The sequence below is a fragment of the Cellulomonas sp. zg-ZUI22 genome, from assembly GCF_017353535.1.
Classification (GTDB): Bacteria; Actinomycetota; Actinomycetes; order Actinomycetales; family Cellulomonadaceae; genus Cellulomonas; species Cellulomonas wangleii.
Genome location: NZ_JAFMUZ010000009.1, coordinates 136,457 through 155,093 on the forward strand (window position 1 = coordinate 136,457; position 18,637 = coordinate 155,093).

At 75.8% G+C, this 18,637-nt stretch carries 22 protein-coding genes; 10 read left to right on the forward strand and 12 right to left on the reverse strand.

What is annotated here, in order from left to right; all coding sequences use genetic code 11:
• Positions 1 to 23: 23 nt before the first annotated feature.
• Complete coding sequence (locus tag J1G43_RS17875; protein ID WP_307859652.1) at positions 24 to 767, reverse strand: SDR family oxidoreductase; 744 nt, start codon at positions 765 to 767, stop codon at positions 24 to 26.
• Positions 764 to 1,477 (reverse strand): helix-turn-helix transcriptional regulator, encoded by a 714-nt coding sequence (locus tag J1G43_RS17880; protein ID WP_207378987.1) that lies wholly within the window; start codon positions 1,475 to 1,477, stop codon positions 764 to 766. Before J1G43_RS17880 ends, J1G43_RS17875 begins: the two co-directional genes overlap by 4 nt.
• Before the next feature lie 101 nt (positions 1,478 to 1,578).
• Here J1G43_RS17880 and J1G43_RS17885 point away from each other — a divergent pair, with 101 nt between their 5' ends.
• Together J1G43_RS17885 and J1G43_RS17890 are read left to right on the forward strand one after the other, a co-directional pair.
• Complete coding sequence (locus J1G43_RS17885) at positions 1,579 to 2,160, forward strand: hypothetical protein (protein ID WP_207378988.1); 582 nt, start codon at positions 1,579 to 1,581, stop codon at positions 2,158 to 2,160.
• A gap of 47 nt (positions 2,161 to 2,207) precedes the next feature.
• On the forward strand, positions 2,208 to 3,062 hold the full coding sequence (locus J1G43_RS17890; protein WP_207378989.1) for an isocitrate lyase/phosphoenolpyruvate mutase family protein: 855 nt from the start codon (positions 2,208 to 2,210) through the stop codon (positions 3,060 to 3,062).
• On the opposite strand, the gene J1G43_RS17895 is transcribed toward J1G43_RS17890, so the two are convergent.
• Positions 3,004 to 3,462, reverse strand: coding sequence for an Lrp/AsnC family transcriptional regulator (locus J1G43_RS17895; protein ID WP_207341821.1), 459 nt, complete (start codon positions 3,460 to 3,462; stop codon positions 3,004 to 3,006). The two genes, J1G43_RS17890 and J1G43_RS17895, sit on opposite strands and share 59 nt — an antisense overlap.
• 85 nt (positions 3,463 to 3,547) lie before the next feature.
• On the opposite strand from J1G43_RS17895, the gene J1G43_RS17900 reads away from it, so the two are divergent.
• The 5 genes from J1G43_RS17900 to J1G43_RS17920 all read left to right on the forward strand — a co-directional run bounded on the left by J1G43_RS17900 (position 3,548) and on the right by J1G43_RS17920 (position 6,836).
• Positions 3,548 to 3,994, forward strand: a complete 447-nt coding sequence (locus J1G43_RS17900; protein ID WP_207341820.1) for a rhodanese-like domain-containing protein — start codon at positions 3,548 to 3,550, stop codon at positions 3,992 to 3,994.
• A gap of 94 nt (positions 3,995 to 4,088) precedes the next feature.
• Entirely contained in the window at positions 4,089 to 4,679 is a 591-nt protein-coding gene (locus tag J1G43_RS17905; RefSeq protein WP_207371108.1) for a hypothetical protein, read from the forward strand.
• Positions 4,680 to 4,710: 31 nt separating this feature from the next.
• The gene (locus J1G43_RS17910) at positions 4,711 to 5,538 is read left to right on the forward strand and encodes an alpha/beta hydrolase (RefSeq protein WP_207378990.1); all 828 of its coding nucleotides are present in this window, start codon (positions 4,711 to 4,713) and stop codon (positions 5,536 to 5,538) included.
• Entirely contained in the window at positions 5,535 to 5,795 is a 261-nt protein-coding gene (locus tag J1G43_RS17915) for a hypothetical protein (RefSeq protein ID WP_207378991.1), read from the forward strand. Before J1G43_RS17910 ends, J1G43_RS17915 begins: the two co-directional genes overlap by 4 nt.
• Before the next feature lie 9 nt (positions 5,796 to 5,804).
• Positions 5,805 to 6,836: a nucleoside hydrolase gene (locus tag J1G43_RS17920; protein WP_207378992.1), complete on the forward strand. Its 1,032-nt coding sequence runs from the start codon at positions 5,805 to 5,807 to the stop codon at positions 6,834 to 6,836.
• 158 nt (positions 6,837 to 6,994) lie between these two features.
• Here the strand turns inward: J1G43_RS17920 and J1G43_RS17925 are convergent, their stop codons facing one another.
• Positions 6,995 to 7,144 carry a hypothetical protein gene (locus tag J1G43_RS17925; RefSeq protein WP_207371111.1) on the reverse strand — a complete coding sequence of 50 codons (150 nt, stop codon included), beginning with the start codon at positions 7,142 to 7,144 and terminating at the stop codon, positions 6,995 to 6,997.
• Positions 7,145 to 7,197: 53 nt separating this feature from the next.
• On the reverse strand, positions 7,198 to 7,878 hold the full coding sequence (locus tag J1G43_RS17930) for a hypothetical protein (RefSeq protein WP_207341814.1): 681 nt from the start codon (positions 7,876 to 7,878) through the stop codon (positions 7,198 to 7,200).
• 206 nt (positions 7,879 to 8,084) lie between these two features.
• Here J1G43_RS17930 and J1G43_RS17935 point away from each other — a divergent pair, with 206 nt between their 5' ends.
• Positions 8,085 to 8,780, forward strand: coding sequence for a VOC family protein (locus J1G43_RS17935; protein ID WP_249670698.1), 696 nt, complete (start codon positions 8,085 to 8,087; stop codon positions 8,778 to 8,780).
• 25 nt (positions 8,781 to 8,805) lie between these two features.
• Here J1G43_RS17935 and J1G43_RS19720 read toward each other — a convergent pair whose 3' ends face one another.
• Positions 8,806 to 9,780, reverse strand: a complete 975-nt coding sequence (locus J1G43_RS19720) for a cold-shock protein (protein WP_207371113.1) — start codon at positions 9,778 to 9,780, stop codon at positions 8,806 to 8,808.
• Positions 9,781 to 10,017: 237 nt separating this feature from the next.
• The gene (locus J1G43_RS17945) at positions 10,018 to 11,100 is read right to left on the reverse strand and encodes a lytic polysaccharide monooxygenase (RefSeq protein ID WP_207378993.1); all 1,083 of its coding nucleotides are present in this window, start codon (positions 11,098 to 11,100) and stop codon (positions 10,018 to 10,020) included.
• A 171-nt stretch (positions 11,101 to 11,271) separates the two neighbouring features.
• Between J1G43_RS17945 and J1G43_RS17950 the strand changes: the two genes are divergently transcribed.
• Positions 11,272 to 12,114 carry a Nif3-like dinuclear metal center hexameric protein gene (locus tag J1G43_RS17950; protein WP_242636008.1) on the forward strand — a complete coding sequence of 281 codons (843 nt, stop codon included), beginning with the start codon at positions 11,272 to 11,274 and terminating at the stop codon, positions 12,112 to 12,114.
• Positions 12,111 to 12,836 (forward strand): tyrosine-protein phosphatase, encoded by a 726-nt coding sequence (locus J1G43_RS17955; protein ID WP_207378995.1) that lies wholly within the window; start codon positions 12,111 to 12,113, stop codon positions 12,834 to 12,836. Before J1G43_RS17950 ends, J1G43_RS17955 begins: the two co-directional genes overlap by 4 nt.
• 93 nt (positions 12,837 to 12,929) lie before the next feature.
• On the opposite strand, the gene J1G43_RS17960 is transcribed toward J1G43_RS17955, so the two are convergent.
• The 5 genes from J1G43_RS17960 to J1G43_RS17980 all read right to left on the reverse strand — a co-directional run bounded on the left by J1G43_RS17960 (position 12,930) and on the right by J1G43_RS17980 (position 18,561).
• On the reverse strand, positions 12,930 to 13,496 hold the full coding sequence (locus J1G43_RS17960) for a hypothetical protein (RefSeq protein WP_207378996.1): 567 nt from the start codon (positions 13,494 to 13,496) through the stop codon (positions 12,930 to 12,932).
• Between the two features lie 45 nt (positions 13,497 to 13,541).
• On the reverse strand, positions 13,542 to 14,177 hold the full coding sequence (locus J1G43_RS17965) for a nucleotidyltransferase domain-containing protein (RefSeq protein WP_207378997.1): 636 nt from the start codon (positions 14,175 to 14,177) through the stop codon (positions 13,542 to 13,544).
• A 165-nt stretch (positions 14,178 to 14,342) separates the two neighbouring features.
• Positions 14,343 to 15,599, reverse strand: coding sequence for an FAD-dependent oxidoreductase (locus J1G43_RS17970; protein ID WP_207378998.1), 1,257 nt, complete (start codon positions 15,597 to 15,599; stop codon positions 14,343 to 14,345).
• Positions 15,596 to 17,707 (reverse strand): acetate--CoA ligase family protein, encoded by a 2,112-nt coding sequence (locus J1G43_RS17975; RefSeq protein WP_207378999.1) that lies wholly within the window; start codon positions 17,705 to 17,707, stop codon positions 15,596 to 15,598. The genes J1G43_RS17970 and J1G43_RS17975 overlap by 4 nt, the downstream gene beginning before the upstream one ends.
• Positions 17,704 to 18,561, reverse strand: a complete 858-nt coding sequence (locus tag J1G43_RS17980) for a fumarylacetoacetate hydrolase family protein (protein WP_207341806.1) — start codon at positions 18,559 to 18,561, stop codon at positions 17,704 to 17,706. Before J1G43_RS17980 ends, J1G43_RS17975 begins: the two co-directional genes overlap by 4 nt.
• Positions 18,562 to 18,637: the final 76 nt, after the last annotated feature.

The following is an 18,637-nucleotide window of genomic DNA, read 5'->3' on the forward strand; positions in this document are numbered from 1 at the left end:
CGAGGTGCACGTGGGAGACACGCCTAGACCCCCTCGGGGTCCTGCCCGAGCGCGGCGCGACCGCCGTCGACCGGCAGAACAGCACCGGTCACGAACGCGGCGTCGGGCGACAGCAGGAAGGCCACGACGCGCGCCACGTCCTGCGGGCTGCCCACGTGGCCGAGCGGGTGCAGGGCCGCCATCTGCGCGTCGACCCCCGGGTGGACGCGGCGGTACTCCTCGTACCGGGCGGTCGTCACCGAGCCGAGCGCGACCGCGTTGACCCGGACGCCCGCCGGCCCGTGGTCGACGGCTGCCGCGCGCGTGAGCCCCTCGACGGCGGCCTTCGCCACCGCGTACGGCAGCGCACCGCGCACGGGCCGCTGCGCCTGGTGGGAGGACACGTTGACGATCGCACCGGGCCGACCGTGCGCCAGCAGGTGTCGCACGGCGGTGGAGCAGCCGACGACCGCGAGGTCGAGGTTGCGTCGGACGAGCTCGCTGACCTGCGCGGCGGTCGCCGTGGCGAGGTCCGCGTCCCGGAAGACCGCGGCGTTGTTGACCCAGCCGGTCAGCGGCGCGTGGTGCTCCGCGAGCTCCGCAGCGGCGGCGGCCGCGTCGGCGTCGCCGGCGTCCGCCGCGACGTGGTGCACGCCCGACGTCGCGTGCGCGGGTGCCGCCGGGTCGAGGTTGACGACGACGTGGCCGAGCGCCGCCAGGTGGGCGGCGATCGCGCTCCCCACACCGCCGCTGGCGCCGGTGACGACGACGGACACCGGGCCGCTCACGGCCTCCGCCCCCCTCCGCCGGGCGCACCGAGGTCGGTGCCCAGGTGCGTGCGGAACCAGTCGCGGCCGGCGTCCGTCACGGTGAGCGCTCGCGGCAGGGACTCGACCCGCAGGAGCCAGCCCCGGCGCAGCGCGGTCGCGAGGAGCGCCGCACCGAGCGACCCCCCGAGGTGCTCGCGACGTTCCGTCCAGTCGAGGCACGGGCGCACCGTCGGGCGTCCGTCCGCGCCCGGTTCGACGTCGAGCCCGGAGAGCCACCGGGACCCTGCCGGGGTGAGCGCCGGGGCGTCGCCCGCCGTGAGGAACCCCGCGCCGACCATCCCGTCGAGGAGCGCGACGCCGGCCGCACCGGCGAGGTGGTCGTAGCACGTGCGCGCGGCCCGCAGCCGCGTGTCGGCACGCACGGCCCGGAACGACGACGGCCGGACGGGCTCGCCGACCAGCACACCGAGGTCCTCGAGCAGGCGTGCGACCTCTGGGCCGGCGAGGCGCACGTAGCGGTGCCGGCCCTGACGTCGCTCCCTCAGGGCACCCGCGCCGACCAGTGCGCTGAGGTGCTCGGTCGCCGTCGAGCGCGCCACGCCGGTGTGGCGGGCGAGCTCGCCGGCCGTCCAGGCGCGCCCGTCGAGCAGCGCGAGGCACATCCCGGCGCGTGTCTCGTCGCCCAGGAGCGCCGCGAACCGCGCGATCGACGCCGGTGTGAGGGGCACCCGGCCATCATGCTCGGTCCGGTGCCTGCCGCGACCGGCGACCGTGCGGCGACCGGGACGGTTCGGCCCTCGCCGAACCGTCCCCCGCGCAGACTCCCGGCATGAGAAGCGCACCGTCGTCGGCCCTGGAGGACCCCGCGCTGCGCGTGCCCGACGTGCCCGACGGCACCGCGGGGGTGGCGTGGCTGCGGGCGCACGTGGCCCGCTTCAGCGAGGGCCCGTCGCACACCCGCAGACGCGAGCTCGTGGCGGCGGTCCTCGCGGACCTCACGCGCCGGGTCGTGCCGGGCGGCGACCCGACGGAGTGCCTCCTCCTCGCTCTCGGGCTGCCCGCCGCCCACGTGCGGGACGTCGCGCTGGTGGCGGACGCGTACCAGCCCCACGTCCCGCAGTCGCCCGAGGCCGACGCGGCCGCCGACCGCCTCGTCGCCGCGCTCGGCCCGCGCGACGAGCTCACCGCCGCCCGCGTCGGCGTCCTCGTGCAGGCGCACGCCGCGACGCGCGCCCTGGTCGACCGGCTGCGCACGGGCGACCCGCGGCCCCCGGTGCCGAGCACCCGGCGGATCGACCCGGACGGCGAGGTCGTCGAGGTGGACCTCGTGGACGCTCCGTTCGGCCGCGGCCCCCACGCCTGCCCGGGGCGGACGCTCGCGCTCGGCCTCGCCACGGCGGTGCCGACGTGACGGCGGTGCCGACGTGACGGCGGTGCCGACGTGACAGCGGCGCGGACGTGACGGCGACGTCGGGCGAGGCGCTGCGCGCGCTGCACCGGGGCCCCGACCCTTTCGTGCTCCCCAACGCGTGGGACGTCGCCTCGGCGCTCGCGCTGGTGCGGGCCGGGTTCGCGGCGGTCGGGACGACCAGCCTCGGGCTCGCCGCCGGCGCGGGCGTCCTCGACGGCTCACGCGCGGTGCGTCGCCTGACGGCCGACCTCGTCGGGCGCCTCGCGCAGCTGCCGGTGCCGGTGACGGCCGACGTCGAGGACGGGTTCGACGACGACCCGCGGACCGTGGCCTCCTTCGTGGCCTCGTTGCCGGTCGCGGGCGTCAACCTCGAGGACAGCACCGGCGGGCGGCTCGTCGACCCCGAGCGGCACGCGGACAAGATCGCCGCCGTCCGCGAGCGCTGCCCCCTCCTGGTCGTCAACGCCCGCGTCGACACCTTCTGGCTCGGGGAGTCGGCCACCCTCGAGGCGACCACGCGGCGTGCGCAGCGGTACGTGCGGGCGGGTGCCGACTGCGTCTTCGTGCCCGGTGCGCTCGACGCCGCGCAGATCCGCCACCTCGTCGGGGCGGTGGGCGCCCCGCTGAACGTCCTGGCCACGCCGGTGCACCCGCTGTCACGTCTGGCCGCGCTCGGCGTCCGGAGGGTGAGCACCGGGTCGCTGCTCTACCGCGCGGCCCTCGACGCGGCCGTCGGCGTCGCACGGCGCGTGCGGGACGACGGGCTGCCGCCGGAGGTGACCGCGTACGGCGAGATCCAGGCGCGGACCGAGTGCATGGCCGCTCCGGGACAGCCGGCGGAGGTCAGGCCGGGACGAGGTTCCGGCGCGGGACCGTGGTCGAGTACACGACGCTCGTGGTGATGGAGCCCAGCGTCGCGAGCCTGCCCGTGAGCCGCTCCAGGTCGGGCATGGAGCGGGCGATCACCTTGATGACAAAGCAGTCGGCGCCGGTGACGTGGTGGGCCTCGACGATCTCCGGCGTGGTGTCGACGAGGTCGTGGAACGGCCGGTAGTTGCCCGACGGGTAGGCCAGGCGCACGAACGCGGTGATCGCGTACCCCAGGGCCTCCGGGTCGACGGTCGCGGTGTACCCGGTGATGACGCCCGCGTCGGTGAGGCGCCGGACCCGGTCGGCCGTCGCGCTGGCCGACAGGTTCACGGCCCGGGCGAGGTCGGCGACGCTCAGCCGGCCGTCCCGCTGCAGGTGCTCGAGGATCCGGTGGTCGGTGGCGTCGAGCACGAGGCGTGGATTCGTCGGCACGACGCGCAACGTACCAGCGGATCCCCGGCGAGATGCCCGATTCCCCGTGCGGAGTGCCTGGTCAGCGGGTCGCGGCCCGCGTTCGATGGTGGGTATGCAGACCTCGATCACCGCCCGCGACTTCTTCGCCGCCAAGCTCGCCTACGAGACCGACCCCGCCGACCTCGCCGCGGACCGTGCCGCCGGCCGCGCGCCGGTGGTCGTCGACGTCCGCTCCGCGGAGGGGTGGCGGCAGGGCCGGATCCCCGGGGCCGTGCACGTCCCCGGCGCCGAGCTCACCGCCCGCGCCGCCGACCTCCTGCCGGACCGCGACGCGGACGTCGTCGTCTACTGCTGGGGGCCGGGCTGCAACGGCAGCACGTGGGGCGCGCTTGCCCTGGCCGAGCTGGGCTACACCCGCGTGCGGGAGCTCATCGGCGGGTACGAGTACTGGGTGCGCGAGGGTTTCGCGACGGTCACCGACGAGGGCCGCACCCGCCGCGCCGCGGACCCGCTGACCGCGCCCGTCGGCGCCACGGTGCCGTCCGCGTGACGCGGCGCGTCGGCGCGTCAGGCCGGCGGGTCCGGACGGGTGAACACGCTCGGAACGGTCCCGACGCGCGCCCACGCCCTGCCATCGTGCTGCCGTGCCCGACACCCCCCCGGAGCCCGTCGCCGTCCCGTACTGGACGCCTCAGGACGCGCTCGCGGCCGCGTTGCGCGACCTGAGGGACGAGCTGCGCACGAGGCTGGCCGGCTTGGCGGAGGTCGAGGGGCCGTCAACGCCCCCACCGATGGGCCGGGCCATGCTCGACTGGGACCCGGACGACGTGGCCGTCAGGCCCCACGCGCCCGGCGCCGCCCCGGTGTGGTGGTCGCAGAGCACGGACCGCGTCAACCTCAACGTCGACGGCACGACCTTCCCGCTCGCACGCGACGACCGCGCCGTCGACATCGTGCGTCAGGTCGTCGAGGCGGCCGTCGAGGGCCGCGTCGAGCGGAGCCGGTACGCCCGCATCGGGTCGCACAGGGTGTGGCTCGCGGACGGGAAGGTCCTCGAGAGGCACCTCAGCCCTACCCTGGCCCCTCGCGTGGGTCTGCCGCCGCAGGGCGACTGGGCCCCGCCCTACGCCGAGCGTCGCGACCTGCTGCAGCGGGCGCTGACCGCCATCGCCCACGTGGCGGCGGGGAGGGCAGGGGCCCGCGACGACGGTGCGACGAGCCCCGCCGACCGGTAATCACGCCGGACCAGCCTGGCAGCATCGGGCCATGCGTGTGACGGTGACGCGGGACGACAGCAGGCCGAGCGACGGTCGACCTCTCGACGCGCCCGGCGGCGCGGAGATCTCGACGGACCTGCAGGTCCGTGGCAGGCGCCTCGCCGCCGTGCGGCACGACGCGGGTGGCGACGCCGTCGTGCTGTTCTGCCACGGGTTCCGCGGTGAGAAGTCGGGGCCGAACCGGACCTTCGTGCGCGCCGCACGACGCCTCGCGCAGCACGGCGTCTCCTCCATCCGCTTCGACCAGTACGGGTCGGGCGACTCCTCGGGCGACTTCCTGGAGTCGCGGTTCAGCATCTGGGTCGACGCGATCGCCGCGCTCGCGCGGGAGCAGCAGGACCTGGGGCGACGCGTCGCGCTGTTCGGCCAGAGCATGGGCGGGGCGGCCGTCCTGTGCGCCGCCGCCGAGGTCCCCGTGGACGCGGTGGTGGCGTGGGTGCCGGACGCGAACGTCGACGAGTTCTCCCCCGGCCCGCAGGGCTTCGTCGAGGAGGGCGGCCAGCGGGTCGGCAACGCGTTCTGGCAGGAGGCGCACGACGCCCACGTCCCCGACCGGTTCCGCGAGGTCACAGCCCCGTGCCACCTGGTGTTCGGCACCGCCGACGAGTACGTCTCGACGGAGAACCGCGAGGCGCTGCTGACGGCGGCCCGTCCCGGAGACCTCGTCGACGTCCTGGACGGGTACCCGCACAGCGCGTGGACGTACGACCAGGCGGAGGGCGTCATCGCGCGCAGCGTCGCGTTCCTGGTCGGGCACCTGACGGGCACGGACAAGCCCACGACCCACGACGCCGCCGGTGGCAGCATGCCCCGATGACCGTCACGTCCCTGCGCCTGCGAGCGCTGACACCTCAGGACGAGGCCCCCGCCCGGCGCGCGCACGACGTGATGGCGCGCGAAGGGTTCGAGTTCCTGCTCGGACCGGGTCATGACGGCGACTGGTCCGACTACCTGGGACGCATGGAGGACCACCGCGCGGGCGTCGGCCGGACGACGCGTCGCTACCTCGTGCCGACGGGGTGGGGCGCGGGTCGGACCCGGTGTGCCCACCAGCCGCCGCGTCGCGGTGCCTAGGCTCGCCGCATGGCGACCGTCCCACCCGTCCCCGCTGCCCCCGCCGACCCGCTGTGGCGCCTGGGTGAGCACCCGTGGCTCGCGGACGCCCCGCCCGCGCCCGCCTCCGCGCGGCTGATCCTCGACAACGACTTCGCCGGCGACCCGGACGACCTGTTCCAGCTGGTCCACCACGTGCTGTCGCCGTCGGTGGAGATCCCGCTGGTCGTGTCGTCGCGGCTGCGTCACGACCACGACGGCCGGTCGGAGACGAGCGCCGCCGACGGGGCGCGTGTTGTCGAGGACGTGTTCGCGCGCATGGGCCTGACGTCGACCGATGTCGTGGTGGCGGGCTCGGAGGAGACCCTGACGGACCTGCGCACGCCGCAGCGGTCGGCGGCGACCGAGCGGATCGTCGCCGAGGCGATGCGCGACGACCCGCGCCCGCTCTTCTACGTCGCGGGCGGCGGGCTGACCGACCTGGCATCGGCGTACCTCGCGCACCCCGAGATCGCGGGCCGGTTCGTGGTCGTGTGGATCGGCGGGTTCGAGCACGAGCCCGTGCCGTGGCTCGACGCGCCCCGGTCGGTCGACGAGGAGTACAACCTGTCGATCGACGTGCGCGCCGCGCAGGTGGTGTTCGACGCGCCCGGCCTGGACCTCTGGCAGATCCCCCGCAGCACGTACGCGACGTGCGTGCTGTCCGACGCGGAGTCGCGCACGCGCGTGCGGGCGGCCGGGCCGCTGGGACGCCACCTCGACGAGGAGCTCCGCGCGGAGATGCGGCGGCACGCGAACCCGTCGCGCCCGCCCAGCGAGGCCTACGTGCTGGGCGACTCCTGCCTGGTGGCGCTCACGGCGCTGCGGACCTACTGGACCGGGGACGCGTCGTCGTGCCGGTTCGTCACGCGCCCCAAGCCAGGGCTGACCGACGACGGCCGGTACGTCGAGCGGCCCGACGCTCCGGAGATGCGGGTGTGGACCCACGTCGACGTGCGACTCGTCCTCGAGGACCTGTTCGCGAAGCTGCGCCTGTTCGAGGCCTGGCGCGCGGGCGCGTAGCCCGGCGGACCTACCGGGGTGTCCGCGGCGCTGACCGGCCAGCACGGGTGATCAGGACGTCCAGCGTGACGAACCCTTCCGCCACCTGTGCTGATGCCCTCTCCAGGTCGTCCCGTCGGGCTCGAGACCGCGGTCGAGGAGCGCAGCCGTGAAGTCGCTCAGCGCACGCGGGTGGGCACGCACGTCGATCGCGGCATCGCGTCGTCGGTCGGGCGCTGGGGCGCCGCGCCGCGCTCCGCGCAGTGCAGGTGGACCATCTGTCCGCCGACGAGCACCCAACCGACCGGCATGTCGCTGTGCAGGTCCATCAGCGTCCACCACGCGTCCCGCTGCGGGGCGCGCATAGGCGGGAGCCGGACGCTCACCGTCGGTTCCCGACGACCTCGCGGACGATCTCCCGTGCTCTCGCACGCTCACGCGGCCCGCCGTGCTCGGCGAGGTCCGCCGCGACCTGCAGACGGAGCGATGGCGCCGGCACCAGCTCGGACGAATGCAGCCAGACGTTCGCGCGCCCGCCCGCGGCATCGACCAGCAGGTGGCGCCGCACGACGGCACGCACGTCGTCCTCGTGGACGTACACCTCGACGTCCACCCCGGCCGACATGCCGGACCGTGCGTCACTGAGGCCGGACGCGACGACGCTGTCGTCCTCGAGCAGAGCACCAGGCTGCTGCGCCCGGTACGGACGGCGTGCCGCCCTGTTGCGGACGAGCGCCTGCAGCGCCACTTCGGGTTCCGGGTCGGCCGCGAGCTTGTCGAGGTGGCGCCTGAGGCGGTAGACCTCGCCGGGTGAGACCCACTCCGGCCGCCGGTCGTCGGCCAGCAGGAGCAGCGCCCACGCCATGCGCGGCGACATCGGGCGCCCCGCCCGACGTGGCATCGCGAGCAGAGCTTCCGGGTCCGTGATGACGTGCTGACGACCGATCCGGCGCGACGGCACCCGGCCTGACCTGACCAGCGCCCCGACACGGGCGTGGCTGAGCCCGGCGGCACGGGCCGCCTCCGCGACGCTCAGGTCGGCGCCGACCCGCTGCTCGGACATGCACACAACCGTAGCAAGCCAACAATGATTGTGTACATGGCACCCGGCCCCGTGATGCGTCAGATCACCGGGTCGAGGTTGACGACGACGTGAGCGAGCGACGCCGGATGGTCGGCGATCGTGCTCCCGACGCCCCCGCTGGCACCGGTGACGACCCCCGCAGTCCTACCCGTGCAGCGGCTCGCGCCCCGGGCTACCGTGCGAGGGTGCCCAGCCGGCTGACGGCCCTCGACGTCGACGCCCACGACCCCGCGCGTGCGGCGCGGTTCTGGTCGGGCCTCCTCGGGCGGACGACCGTCGCCACGGCCGACGGTGTCCTGGTCCCCGGGTCCGCGACGCAGCTCGGGCTGAGGTTCACGGCGAGCAGCGCGCCGCGGGTCGGCCGGGACCGGATGCACCTGCACCTCGCCGGCACCGACCCGGCCGACCAGCGCCGGACGGTCGAGTCCGCGCTGCGGCTCGGCGCCCGCCACCTCGACGTCGGGCAGCGCCCCGAGGAGGGCCACGTCGTGCTGGCCGACCCCGAGGGCGGCGAGCTGTGCGTGATCGAGCCGGGCACGTCCTTCCTCGCCGGCTGCGGGTTCCTCGCGGAGCTGACCTGCGAGGGCTCGCGCGAGGCGGGGTTCTTCTGGTCCGAGGTGCTCGACTGGCCCGTCGTGTGGGACGAGGGTCTCCAGACGGCGATCCAGTCCCCTCTCGGCGGCACCAAGGTGTCGTGGGACGGGCCGATCACGCCCCGGCACGGGCGTGCCCGGCAGCGGCTCGACCTCACCGCCGTCGGCGACCTCGCCGACGAGACCGCGCGGCTGACGGCGCTCGGCGCCGCGCTGCTCGGCGTCAGGCCCGACGGCACGGTCGAGCTGTCCGACCCCGACGGCAACGAGTTCCTCCTGCGGGTCTGACCGCCGGCAGGCGACCCCGCCCGCCTTACAGCAGCTCGACCCGGTCCGCCTGCGGCCCCCGGTCGCTCTGGCGCACCTCGTACTTGACCCGGTCGCCCTCGTAGAGCCCGTCGTCGGACCCGCGCACGACCGACACGTGCACGAACAGGTCGTCGCCGCCCGCGTCGGGGGTGATGAAGCCGAAGCCGCGGTCCGCGTCGTAACGCGCGACCGTGCCCGTGCCACCGCGCGCCGGCGCACCCGAACCCCGGGGCCGCTCGGTGCGGCCGCGGCCGGCGGCGGGCGCCCCGCGGCCGGCGGCGGGCGCACCTCGGCCGGCGGGCGCACCGCGGCGGGCCTGGCCGCCGACGAGCCGCACGTCGTGGGCCTGCGGCCCGCGGTCGCTCTCGGCGACGGTGAAGCTGATGCGGTCGCCCTCGGCAAGGCTGACCGTCCCGACCAGAGCCTTGGCGTGGACGAACACGTCCTCGCCGCCGGCGTCGGGCCGGGCGAACCCGAAGCCCTTGTCCGCGTCGAAGAACGTGATGGTGCCGTCGGCGCCGTCGGACACCGCGGCCGGGGCGGCGTTCGCGCCGAGCGGCAGCAGGTGGTCGGCCTGCGGGCCCTTCTCGCCGGGCACGACCATGAACGCGACCCGCTGCCCCTCCCGCAGCACGCCACCACCCACGATCGCGGAGCTGTGCGCGAAGATCTCGGCCTCGCCGCTGTCCGGGGTGATGAAGCCGTACCCCTTGGCCGGCTCGTACCAGGAGACGGTGCCGAGCTGGCCCACGGGCGTGTCGGCGGCGTACTCGCCGACGACCCGGACGTTGCGCGCCTGCGGCCCGCGGTCGCCCTCGCCGAGCTCGAACTCGACCTCCTGCCCCTCCTTCAGCACCTTGCGGTTGTCGTCCCCGACGATCTCGGAGGCGTGGACGAACAGGTCCTCGGCATCCTCCCCGAGGTCGAGGAAGCCGAAGCCTCGCTCGGTGTCGAACCAACGGACGATTCCCTGCGGCACGGTGAGCTCCTCGTCGAAACAGATCCAGCGGCCCCATTCTGCCCCCGCGCGGGAGGTGGATCGCGCGCCGTGCCGGACGGTCGTCCACCGGCATCACCGTGGCACCGGTCGCCGCCGGCCGCGCGGGGGGACGAGCGCGAGCCCGCACGGCACGAGGGCCGCACGCCCGGACGGACGTGCGGCCCTCGTGGTGCTCAGACCCCGCGCGCAGGACCGGGCGCGGGTCAGGACGAGACGTCAGGACGCGGTGCAGGTGGCGCTGAGCCCGCTCGAGCTGCCGCTGCCCAGGAACCCGGCGGTGGCCGTCCCCCCGGGTGCGAGCGCACCGTTCCACCCGGCCGAGGTGATGATGCTGCCGGACGCCGTGCCGTTCCACGCCTGCGTGATGGTCGCGCCGTTCACGGTCGCCTTCCACCCGGTGATCGCGCTCGACCCGGCGGTCACCGTCACCGTGGCCTGGTAGCCGCCCTGCCAGGCGCTCACCACGGACACCGTGGCGGTGCAGCCCGACGGGCCGGGGGCCGGCGTCGTCGGGTTCGGCACCGGGGTGGTCGGGTTCGGCACCGGGGTCGTCGGGTTCGGCACCGGGGTGGTCGGGTTCGGTGCCGGGGTCGTCGGGTTCGGCACGGGCGTCGTCGGGTTCGGCGCCGGGTCCCCGCCGCCGAGAAGGACGTCGCTGCACTGGTAGTACGGCTGGTCGAGGTGGCTCGCCTGCCAGATCGTGAAGACCACGTGGTGGCCGGTGCGGTCCCGCGGGATGCTCACGTCCGTGACGTACGGGCTGGACGGGGCGTAGCGCCCGGTCGTCGTGAGGAGCTCCAGGTCCGACCACGCGAGCGGCTCGGTGCGCGCGTCGTACCCCTGCTTGGTGACGTAGATCTTCAGGTAGTCGGCCCCGTGGTTCGACGGGTCGTTGAGGGTGAGCCGGAAGTCGTACGGCACGGGGGTGGTCCGCCAGGCACCTGGGGTGTTCGCCGCCTCGTACACCGGGTTGTCGGCCGAGCAGAGCTTGCCGTCGGGGATGGCCTGCTCGTGCCGGCCACCGACGTTCTCCTTGAACATGCCGTTCCAGTTCCACATGGCGTTCGGGTTGGCCTGCCACGCGCTCCAGCACATGGGGTCCTGGGTCGCCATGGCGGGGTCGGTGTGGTTGCCCGACCAGCGCTGGTAGCACCCGTAGACGCGGGACGGCGGGTCGGACACCGCCCCGTGCGCCGAGGCAGGCGCGGCGAGGGCGACGGAGCCGACCACCGCAGCGGCACCGAGGGCGAGGGCGCCGGCCGCCGCGACGAAGCGGCGGCCGGGTGAGAAGCGGGACATGAGCACCTCCGGGACGAGGGACGACGTAGATCGACCCTCGGTGGGGGTGGGTGGCGCGGCAACCTCCGAAACGCTTGGGAGGTCAGGTCGGCGCGACGCGCCCGCGGTGCGGCCGGGGCGGACGCATGGCCCGCGACCCCGTCGGCCGTCGTTAGGGTGGCGCCCGTGGCGATGACGGCGCAGCAGGTGGCAGAGCGGATCGACGCGCACATCGGTGCGCCGCGACGCGGGACGACGGTCGACGGGTTCCTCACCGGGGACCCCGATGCCCCGGTCGGCGGGATCGCGGTGACGGTGATGGCGACGTTCGACGTCCTGCGGCGGGCGGTCGAGCAGGGGCTGGACCTCGTCATCACCCACGAGCCGCTGTACTTCGACCACCAGGGGGCGTCGGACGACAAGCTCGCGGAGGCGGCCGACCCGGTGTTCGCGGCGAAGGCCGCGTTCGTCGCCGAGCACGGCATCCGCGTGCTGCGCGCGCACGACGCCTGGCACGACCGCGAGCCCGACGGGATCCTCACCGGCGTCGCGCGGGCCCTGGGCTGGCTCGACGCCGAGCGGGACGGCGACGCCGGGGTGTACGACCTGCCGACGACGACGCTGGGCCCGACGACGACCCTGGGCGAGCTCGCCGCGCACGTCGCACGCTCCCTCGGGGCACGTGCGCTGCGGTACGTCGGCGACCCGGCGGCGGCGGTGTCGGTCGTGGCCGTCCAACCGGGGTTCCAGGGGTTCGAGTGGAACCGGCGCGTCCTCGCCCGCCCGGACGTCGACGTGCTCGTCATCGGCGAGGGCCACGAGTGGGAGCTCGGGGAGTACGCCGCCGACGCGGTGACCGCAGGCACGTCCGCTGGGGTCGTCGTCGTGGGGCACGTGCCGTCCGAGGAGGCGGGCATGGCCGAGTACGCGCGCTGGCTGACGGACCTCGTGCCCGAGCTGCCGGTCCGGTTCGTCGCCGCCCCGGACCACTACCGGACGGTCCCCGCCGAACGGCTCGCCCCGACGACGAGGTGACCGCCGCGCGCGCCCTCGTCTGGGACGGCTACCGCAACGCGCGGGACCTCGGTGGCCTGCCGACACCGCTGTCCCCCACGGGCACCACCCGGTTCGGCCGTGTCGCGCGCGGTCCCCGACGCGAGTGGCTGACCCCCGCCGGCCGGCAGGACGCGGTCCGCTGGGGCGTGCGCACCGTCGTCGACCTGCGCAACACCGACGAGCACGGCACGCGACCCGGTGACCACGGCACGGCGGGCGAGCCGTGGCCCGGCGTGACGCTCGTCCACGCCCCCACCGAGGACCCGACGCACGTGCCGTTCATGGCGACGTGCGGTCCGATCCTCGACTCCCCCGAGTACTGGGCGCACAACGCGCGGCTCCTGCCCGACCTGCTGCGCGCGACCCTGCAGGCCGTCGCGACCGCGGAGCCCGGCGTGCTGGTCCACTGCAGCGCCGGCCGCGACCGCACCGGGCTGGTGGTGACGCTCCTGCTCGCGAACGCCGGCGTCCCGCCCGAGCACGTCGCCGCCGACTGGGCGCAGTCCGTGCGCGAGGTCGCCGGGCGCCGCGACCACACCGACGACCGGCAGTCGACCTGGGACGAGGAGCAGGTCGAGGTGTTCCTCGCGGAGGCGGTCCCCGTCGCGCAGGAGGCCGCCGCGGACGTGAGCCGCCTGCTCGACGTCGTCGGGCTCGACGACGGCACCCGGCTGCGGCTGCGGGACCTGCTCGTCGCCTGAGCGGCCCGGACGGCCGGACCTCCGGGCTCCGGGCGCCGAGCCGGGTCGGGCCGACGCGGTGCCGCAGACGGCAGTGGGTGGCCGCGGGCCGCGTCAGGCGCAGGCGTCGCGCTCGAACACGTCCAGGTCCACGACCGCGTTCACGGGTGTCCCCCCGTCGGGGCCCTCGTCGCCGGACCAGTAGAGGACCTCGCCGGGAGCCAGTGCCGACAGCTCGGCGAGCGTGACGTCGGGGCCGTGTGCCGACCACGAGGCGTCGTCGGTCCACCCGTACACCGACAGGCGCTCGTCCTGCGGGGCCGTGGGTGCCACCCACCCCTCACCACCCCCGGCGAGCACGACGTCCGCGTCACGGGTCACCGGCTCGTCCGCGTCCCACCGGGCGACCACCGGCTGCCCCTCGGCGTCAGGGCGGTAGACGGTGACCCCGTCGATGAACCCCTCGCACATGCGGACGTACGCGACGACGTCCCCCTCCGCCGTCCGACCCAGGGCGATCGTCCCGCCGGGCGGGACCGTGCACGCACCGAGGAGCGCCAGGGTCAGGGTCGCGGGGAGGGCGGCGGCCGCCCGCCGGACCGGGCGCCATGCCCCCCGCCGGGCTCCGGGGCGGCGACGGCCGCCGGACCCGCCGGGCCGTACCGCGGCTGCTGCGCTCATGGCGCGAGTATGGCGGGCCACGTCCCGGCCGCGACCTCATCGGTCTCACCGCGGCGCCGGTGGCGCGTCCCTGCGTCCCAGCCGCCCCAGCCACGCGTGCTCCGGCGAGACGCGGGAGACGGCGCCGTGCAGCCAGGTCCGCTGCTCGTCGGTGAGGTGCGGCAGCGCGGACTCGAGGTCGGCGACGTCCTTCGGCCGCGGGGCCTTGGCCTTGTAGTAGAGCTGCACCTCAGGAGCGAGGTACGGCAGGCCGGTGGCCGTCGTCCGGCGGATGCCGGCCAGCGGCCGGCGCAGGCCCGGGTCACGACGGGACACCCACTCGTCCCCGTCGCTCTCGTCGAGCATCACCTGCACCTGCCACGGGCCCGCCGGGTCGCTGCGGCACCAGATGTCGTGCACGGTCACCGGCAGCACCTCGCCCGGGGGCCACGGGCGCAGGTGCCCGGGCGGGTCCGCGGCGCAGACCTGCCACCCCGGCACCGCCTGGTGCACCGCGGCCTGGTCACGGCGCAGGAGGACGACGTCGACGTCCCCGTGCGGCCGGGTGCGCCGCTCGACGAAGAGGTCGATCGCGACGCCGCCGGCGATCATCCAGACGACGCCGGTGGGGTCGAACCGCGCGGCGACCGCGGCGGGGGTCAACGGGTTCCACGGGTCGGTCGGCGAGGCGCTCGTGGTCACCCGCCCACCGTGGCACCGGTCGCCGCCGGCCGCACCACCGCTGCGCTCCCACCGGCCGCGTCCACCTGACGGGCAGGCGCTCCCGCGAGACCGGGATCTGCTGGCGCACACCGCGCCATCAGCCAGCCCAGCCCGGTCTCGCGGACCCGCGAGTCCAGCAGGGGGTCAGTAGCGGTAGACCGTCTCCGCGCGGTGGACGCCGCGGGGGCCGTAGGGAGCCTTCTCCAACCACACCGACGCCTCGGCGTCCTCCGGTGCGCGCTCGGCGGCCGCCAGCACGCGGGCCGCCGTCTCCTCGTCCGGCCGCAGGTGTGCCAGCGCCTCCCCGGCCGCGTCGCGGTTGAACAGAGCCGCGGACCGGCGGGCGAGCGCGAACGCCTCGACGGGCGTGCGGGCAGCGGCACCGGTCGCACGCGAGGCCGCGGCGATCGCGATGGCCGCGGCCTCCGCGTCCGGCACCCCGGAGTTCAGCCCACGCGCGCCGAACGGTGCGAACAGGTGCGCCGCCTCCCCCACCAGCAGCACCCGCCGGTGCGGGTCCGCGAAGTCGTGCGCCACGAGCTGCAGGAACTGGTACGTCGACACCCACGTGGTGCGCTCGGCGTACCCGGGCGGCAGGACCGCGTCGAGCCAGCCGCGCACGCCCTCGGGCGACGCGAGCTCCTCGGGGTCGTCCTCCTCGACGAGCTGCAGGTCGACGCGGTACCCGCCGGCGAAGGGCACGATCAGCACGTTGCGGCCGTCGACCGCCGGGTGGGCGTAGTGGAAGTGCCGCTCGTTCGGCAGGCTCGGCTCGTCCTTCTCGGCGACGTCGACGACGACGTACCAGCCCTCGTCCCGCGTGCCCTCCATCCGCGCACCGATCTGCTTGCGCACGACCGAGCGCGACCCGTCGGCGCCGACGACGTAGGACGCGGCCCACCGGCGCCCGGCCGTCGTCGTCAGCACGACGCCGTCGTCCGAGGTCGTGACGTCCGCGACCTCCTGCTCCCACGCGAACGTGACCCCCGCGGCCACCGCCCGGGCCTGCAGGTACGCCTCGATCTGCACCTGGGGCAGGCTCGTGAAGTGCGGGTACACGCCCGCGGGCGGATCGGGGTACGTCTTGGCGTACACCTCCTTGCCCACGTGGAACGTGCGCTGCGTGTTCCAGTACACGCCGTGGCGGTAGAGCTCGGCGCCCAGCCCGGGGCTGATCCGGTCGAGGATCTGCAGCGTCTGGCTGTGCGTGAAGATCGCCCGGCTGCCGGGCCGTTGCCGCCCCTCGGGGCCCGCTTCGAGCACGGTGACGGGCAGCCCGTAGGCCCGCAGCGCGAGCGCGGCGGTCAGCCCGACCGGTCCCGCGCCGACGACGAGGACGTCGCCTCCGGTGCCGTCGCCAGCGGTGCCGTCGCCTGCGGTACCGGGGCTGGGTGCGCTCACGCCGGACATGTGTCTCCCTTCGGGGGTGCGACGACGACGGCGTCGAGGACGACCGGGCCGTCGGCGGTCATGCGGACCGGGTTGAGGTCCAGCTCGGTGACGTCGGCGTGGTCGCACACGACCTGCCCGACGGCCCGCAGGACGGCGGCGAGGGCGGCGACGTCGACGGGCGGGGCGCCGCGGAAGCCGTCGAGCACCGTGGCGGGCAGCGCGCGGACCATCTCCTCGGAGCGGGCCACGGACAGCGGGGCGAGCCGCAGCACGGGCTCCCCACCGAGCTCCGCGGCGACGCCGCCCAGGCCGAGCAGGACGACGGGCCCGAAGACGCGGTCACGGACCGCGCCGACGATCAGCTCGGCGCCGGGCTCGGCGAGCTCCTCGAGGAGGTAGCGGCGGGCGGCCGGCGCCGGGGCATGCGCGGGCGCGATCGCGTCGATCACGTCCAGGGCCCGCTCGAGCCCGGCGGCGTCGTGCACCCCCACGTGCACCCCGCCGACGTCGGACTTGTGCACCACGGCCGTGTCGAGCACCTTCACCACGGCCCGGCCGCCGTCGCGCACCAGGTCGGCGAGCGCCGCGCGGGCCTGCGCGCGGTCGACGGCGACGCGACGCACGGGCGTCCGGACGCCGTAGTGCTCCAGCAGCGTCTTGGCCTCGTGCTCGTCCAGCGTGCGGCCGACCGTGCGGGAGGCCGGCACGGGCGGGGCGTCGGCGACGGCACGGACGCGGGCGTCGCTGACCACGGCGGCCAGCGCGGTCGCCAGGTCGCCGGGGCCGGCGAGCAGCGGGACGCCCACGGCGTCCAGGGCCGCACGTCGCGCGGCGAGCGCGTCGGCCGGGCCACCGCTGGCGAACAGCACCCGGCCGGCGACCGGTGCGAGCGCGGCGACGGGGTCGAGCGCACCGGGCTCGTCGAGCGCGTAGACGCCGACGAGGTCGACCGCCGGGTCGTCGGCGACGGCGCGGAGCACGTCGCCGAACGTCGGCGAGGGACGGCCGGTGTCGACGGGGTTGCGCTGGAACGTCAGCGGCGGCAGCAGCTCGGCGATGCGCTCCTGCGTCGCGGCGGTCAGCGTCGGCAGCGCGACGCCCCGCGCCCCGAGCGCGTCGGTGACGACGAGCCCCGGCCCGGCCTGCCCGGTGAGCAGCCCGACCCCGACGTGGGCGGCGGCCGGCAGCCGCACGGCGCGCAGCGCGACGAGCGCGGCGACCATCTCCTCCAGGCTGTCGACGACCACGGCCCCGGCCTGCTGCAGCGCCGCGCGCGTCACCGCGTAGGACCCGGTCATGGCGCCCGTGTGCGACTGCGCGAACTCCGAGACGTCGGACCGGCCCACCGTGAACGCGACGACGGGCTTGCGCGCGGTGGTCCGGCGCAGCGCCGCGACCAGCGCCGGGCCGTCGGCGACGCCCTCGACGTGCAGGCCGACGGCGGTGGTCGCGTCGTCCTGGGCGAGGTGGTCGAGCACCTCGGGGAAGTCGACGTCCACCGCGTTGCCGAGCCCGACGCCGAGCCGCAGCCCGACCCCCGCGCGCGCCAGCAGGAAGGCCAGCGCCAGGTTGACCCCGCCGGACTGCGCCACGACGCCCACCGAGCCGGGCGCCAGGTCGGCGACCGCGGGCATGAAGTTCGCCGTCGTGCGGTCGACCGGGTTCATGAACCCCGACGTGTTGGGGCCGAGCAGCCGGATGCCCGCCTCCTGCGCCACGCGGACCACCCGGTCCTGCAGCGCCGCACCGGCCGGCCCGGACTCCGCGAACCCGCCCGCGCACACCACGGCCGCCCGCACGCCGGCGTTACGGGCGTCCTGCAGCGCGCCCGGCACGGCGTCCGGCGGCACGACGAGCACCGCGAGGTCCACGTCGGACGCGTCGCGCAGCGTCGTGATGGCCGGGCGGCCGAGCACCTCGCCGCCGCGCGGGTTCACCAGGTGCAGGGCGCCCGGGAAGTGGCGCAGCGCCTGGACCATCGCGTGCCCGGCCTTGCCCGCGCGCGCCGACGCCCCGACGACGGCGATGCTCGCGGGTCGGAACAGCGCGTCGAGCGGGGCGGCGCCCGCACCCGGCCGGACGGCGCGCGTCCCGGCCGCGGTCGAGGCCGCCGTCACCGGTGCCCCGGCCGGTCGGCGTACGGGATCGCGCCGTCGTCGGTGACCCCGACGTCGAGCCGCCCGAGCCCGGTGATCTCGACCGCCACGCGCTGCCCGGCGGCGATCGGCCCGACGCCGGCCGGGGTCCCCGACGCGATGACGTCCCCGGGATGCAGCGTCATGACGTGGCTCGTGTACGCGACCAGCTCGGCGACCCCGTAGATGAGGTCGGCCGTCGAGGCGTGCTGCCGCAGCTCGTCGTCGACCCAGCAGCGCAGGTCGAGCGCGCCGGGGTCGGGGACCTCGTCGGCCGTGGTGACCCACGGGCCGAACGGCGTGAAGGTGTCGAAGGACTTGCGGGTCGAGCGGTCCTCCCCCGCGCGGACGGTGATGTCGAGGACCGGGGCGTACCCGAAGACGTGGTCCAGGGCCTGCTCGACCGGCACGCGGCTCGCGGTGCGGCCGATGACGACGGCCAGCTCCCCCTCGTGGTCCGTGCGCACGTCGGTGTACGGCAGGCGGATCGCACCGGTGGGGCCGACCACCGACGACGTGGCCTTGAGGAACACCCCGTAGTCGGCGATGGTGCGCTGCTCGCCCATCTCGGCCTGGTGGTCCCGGTAGTTGACGGGGGCACCGACGACCTTGCCGGGGCGCGCGATCGGCGCCGCGAGCCGGGCCGGGTCGAGCGGCCGCGACGGCAGCGCGCCGAGGTCGAGGCGCTGCAGGTCGGCGAGCGTGCCGCCGCGCTCGAGGAAGTCCAGCAGCGGTCCGCCCGCGCCGGGGCGCAGGCCCAGGGCGTCGGTCAGGTCGACCGTCCGGTCGTGCAGGACGGCGTGCAGGCGTGCGTCGTGGGTGCTGGCCAACCTCATCGTCAGTGGCTCCCGGCTCTCAAATGTGACACGACTATCGGCGGACGACGTAAGATATGTCAAGCATCGTCGCCGC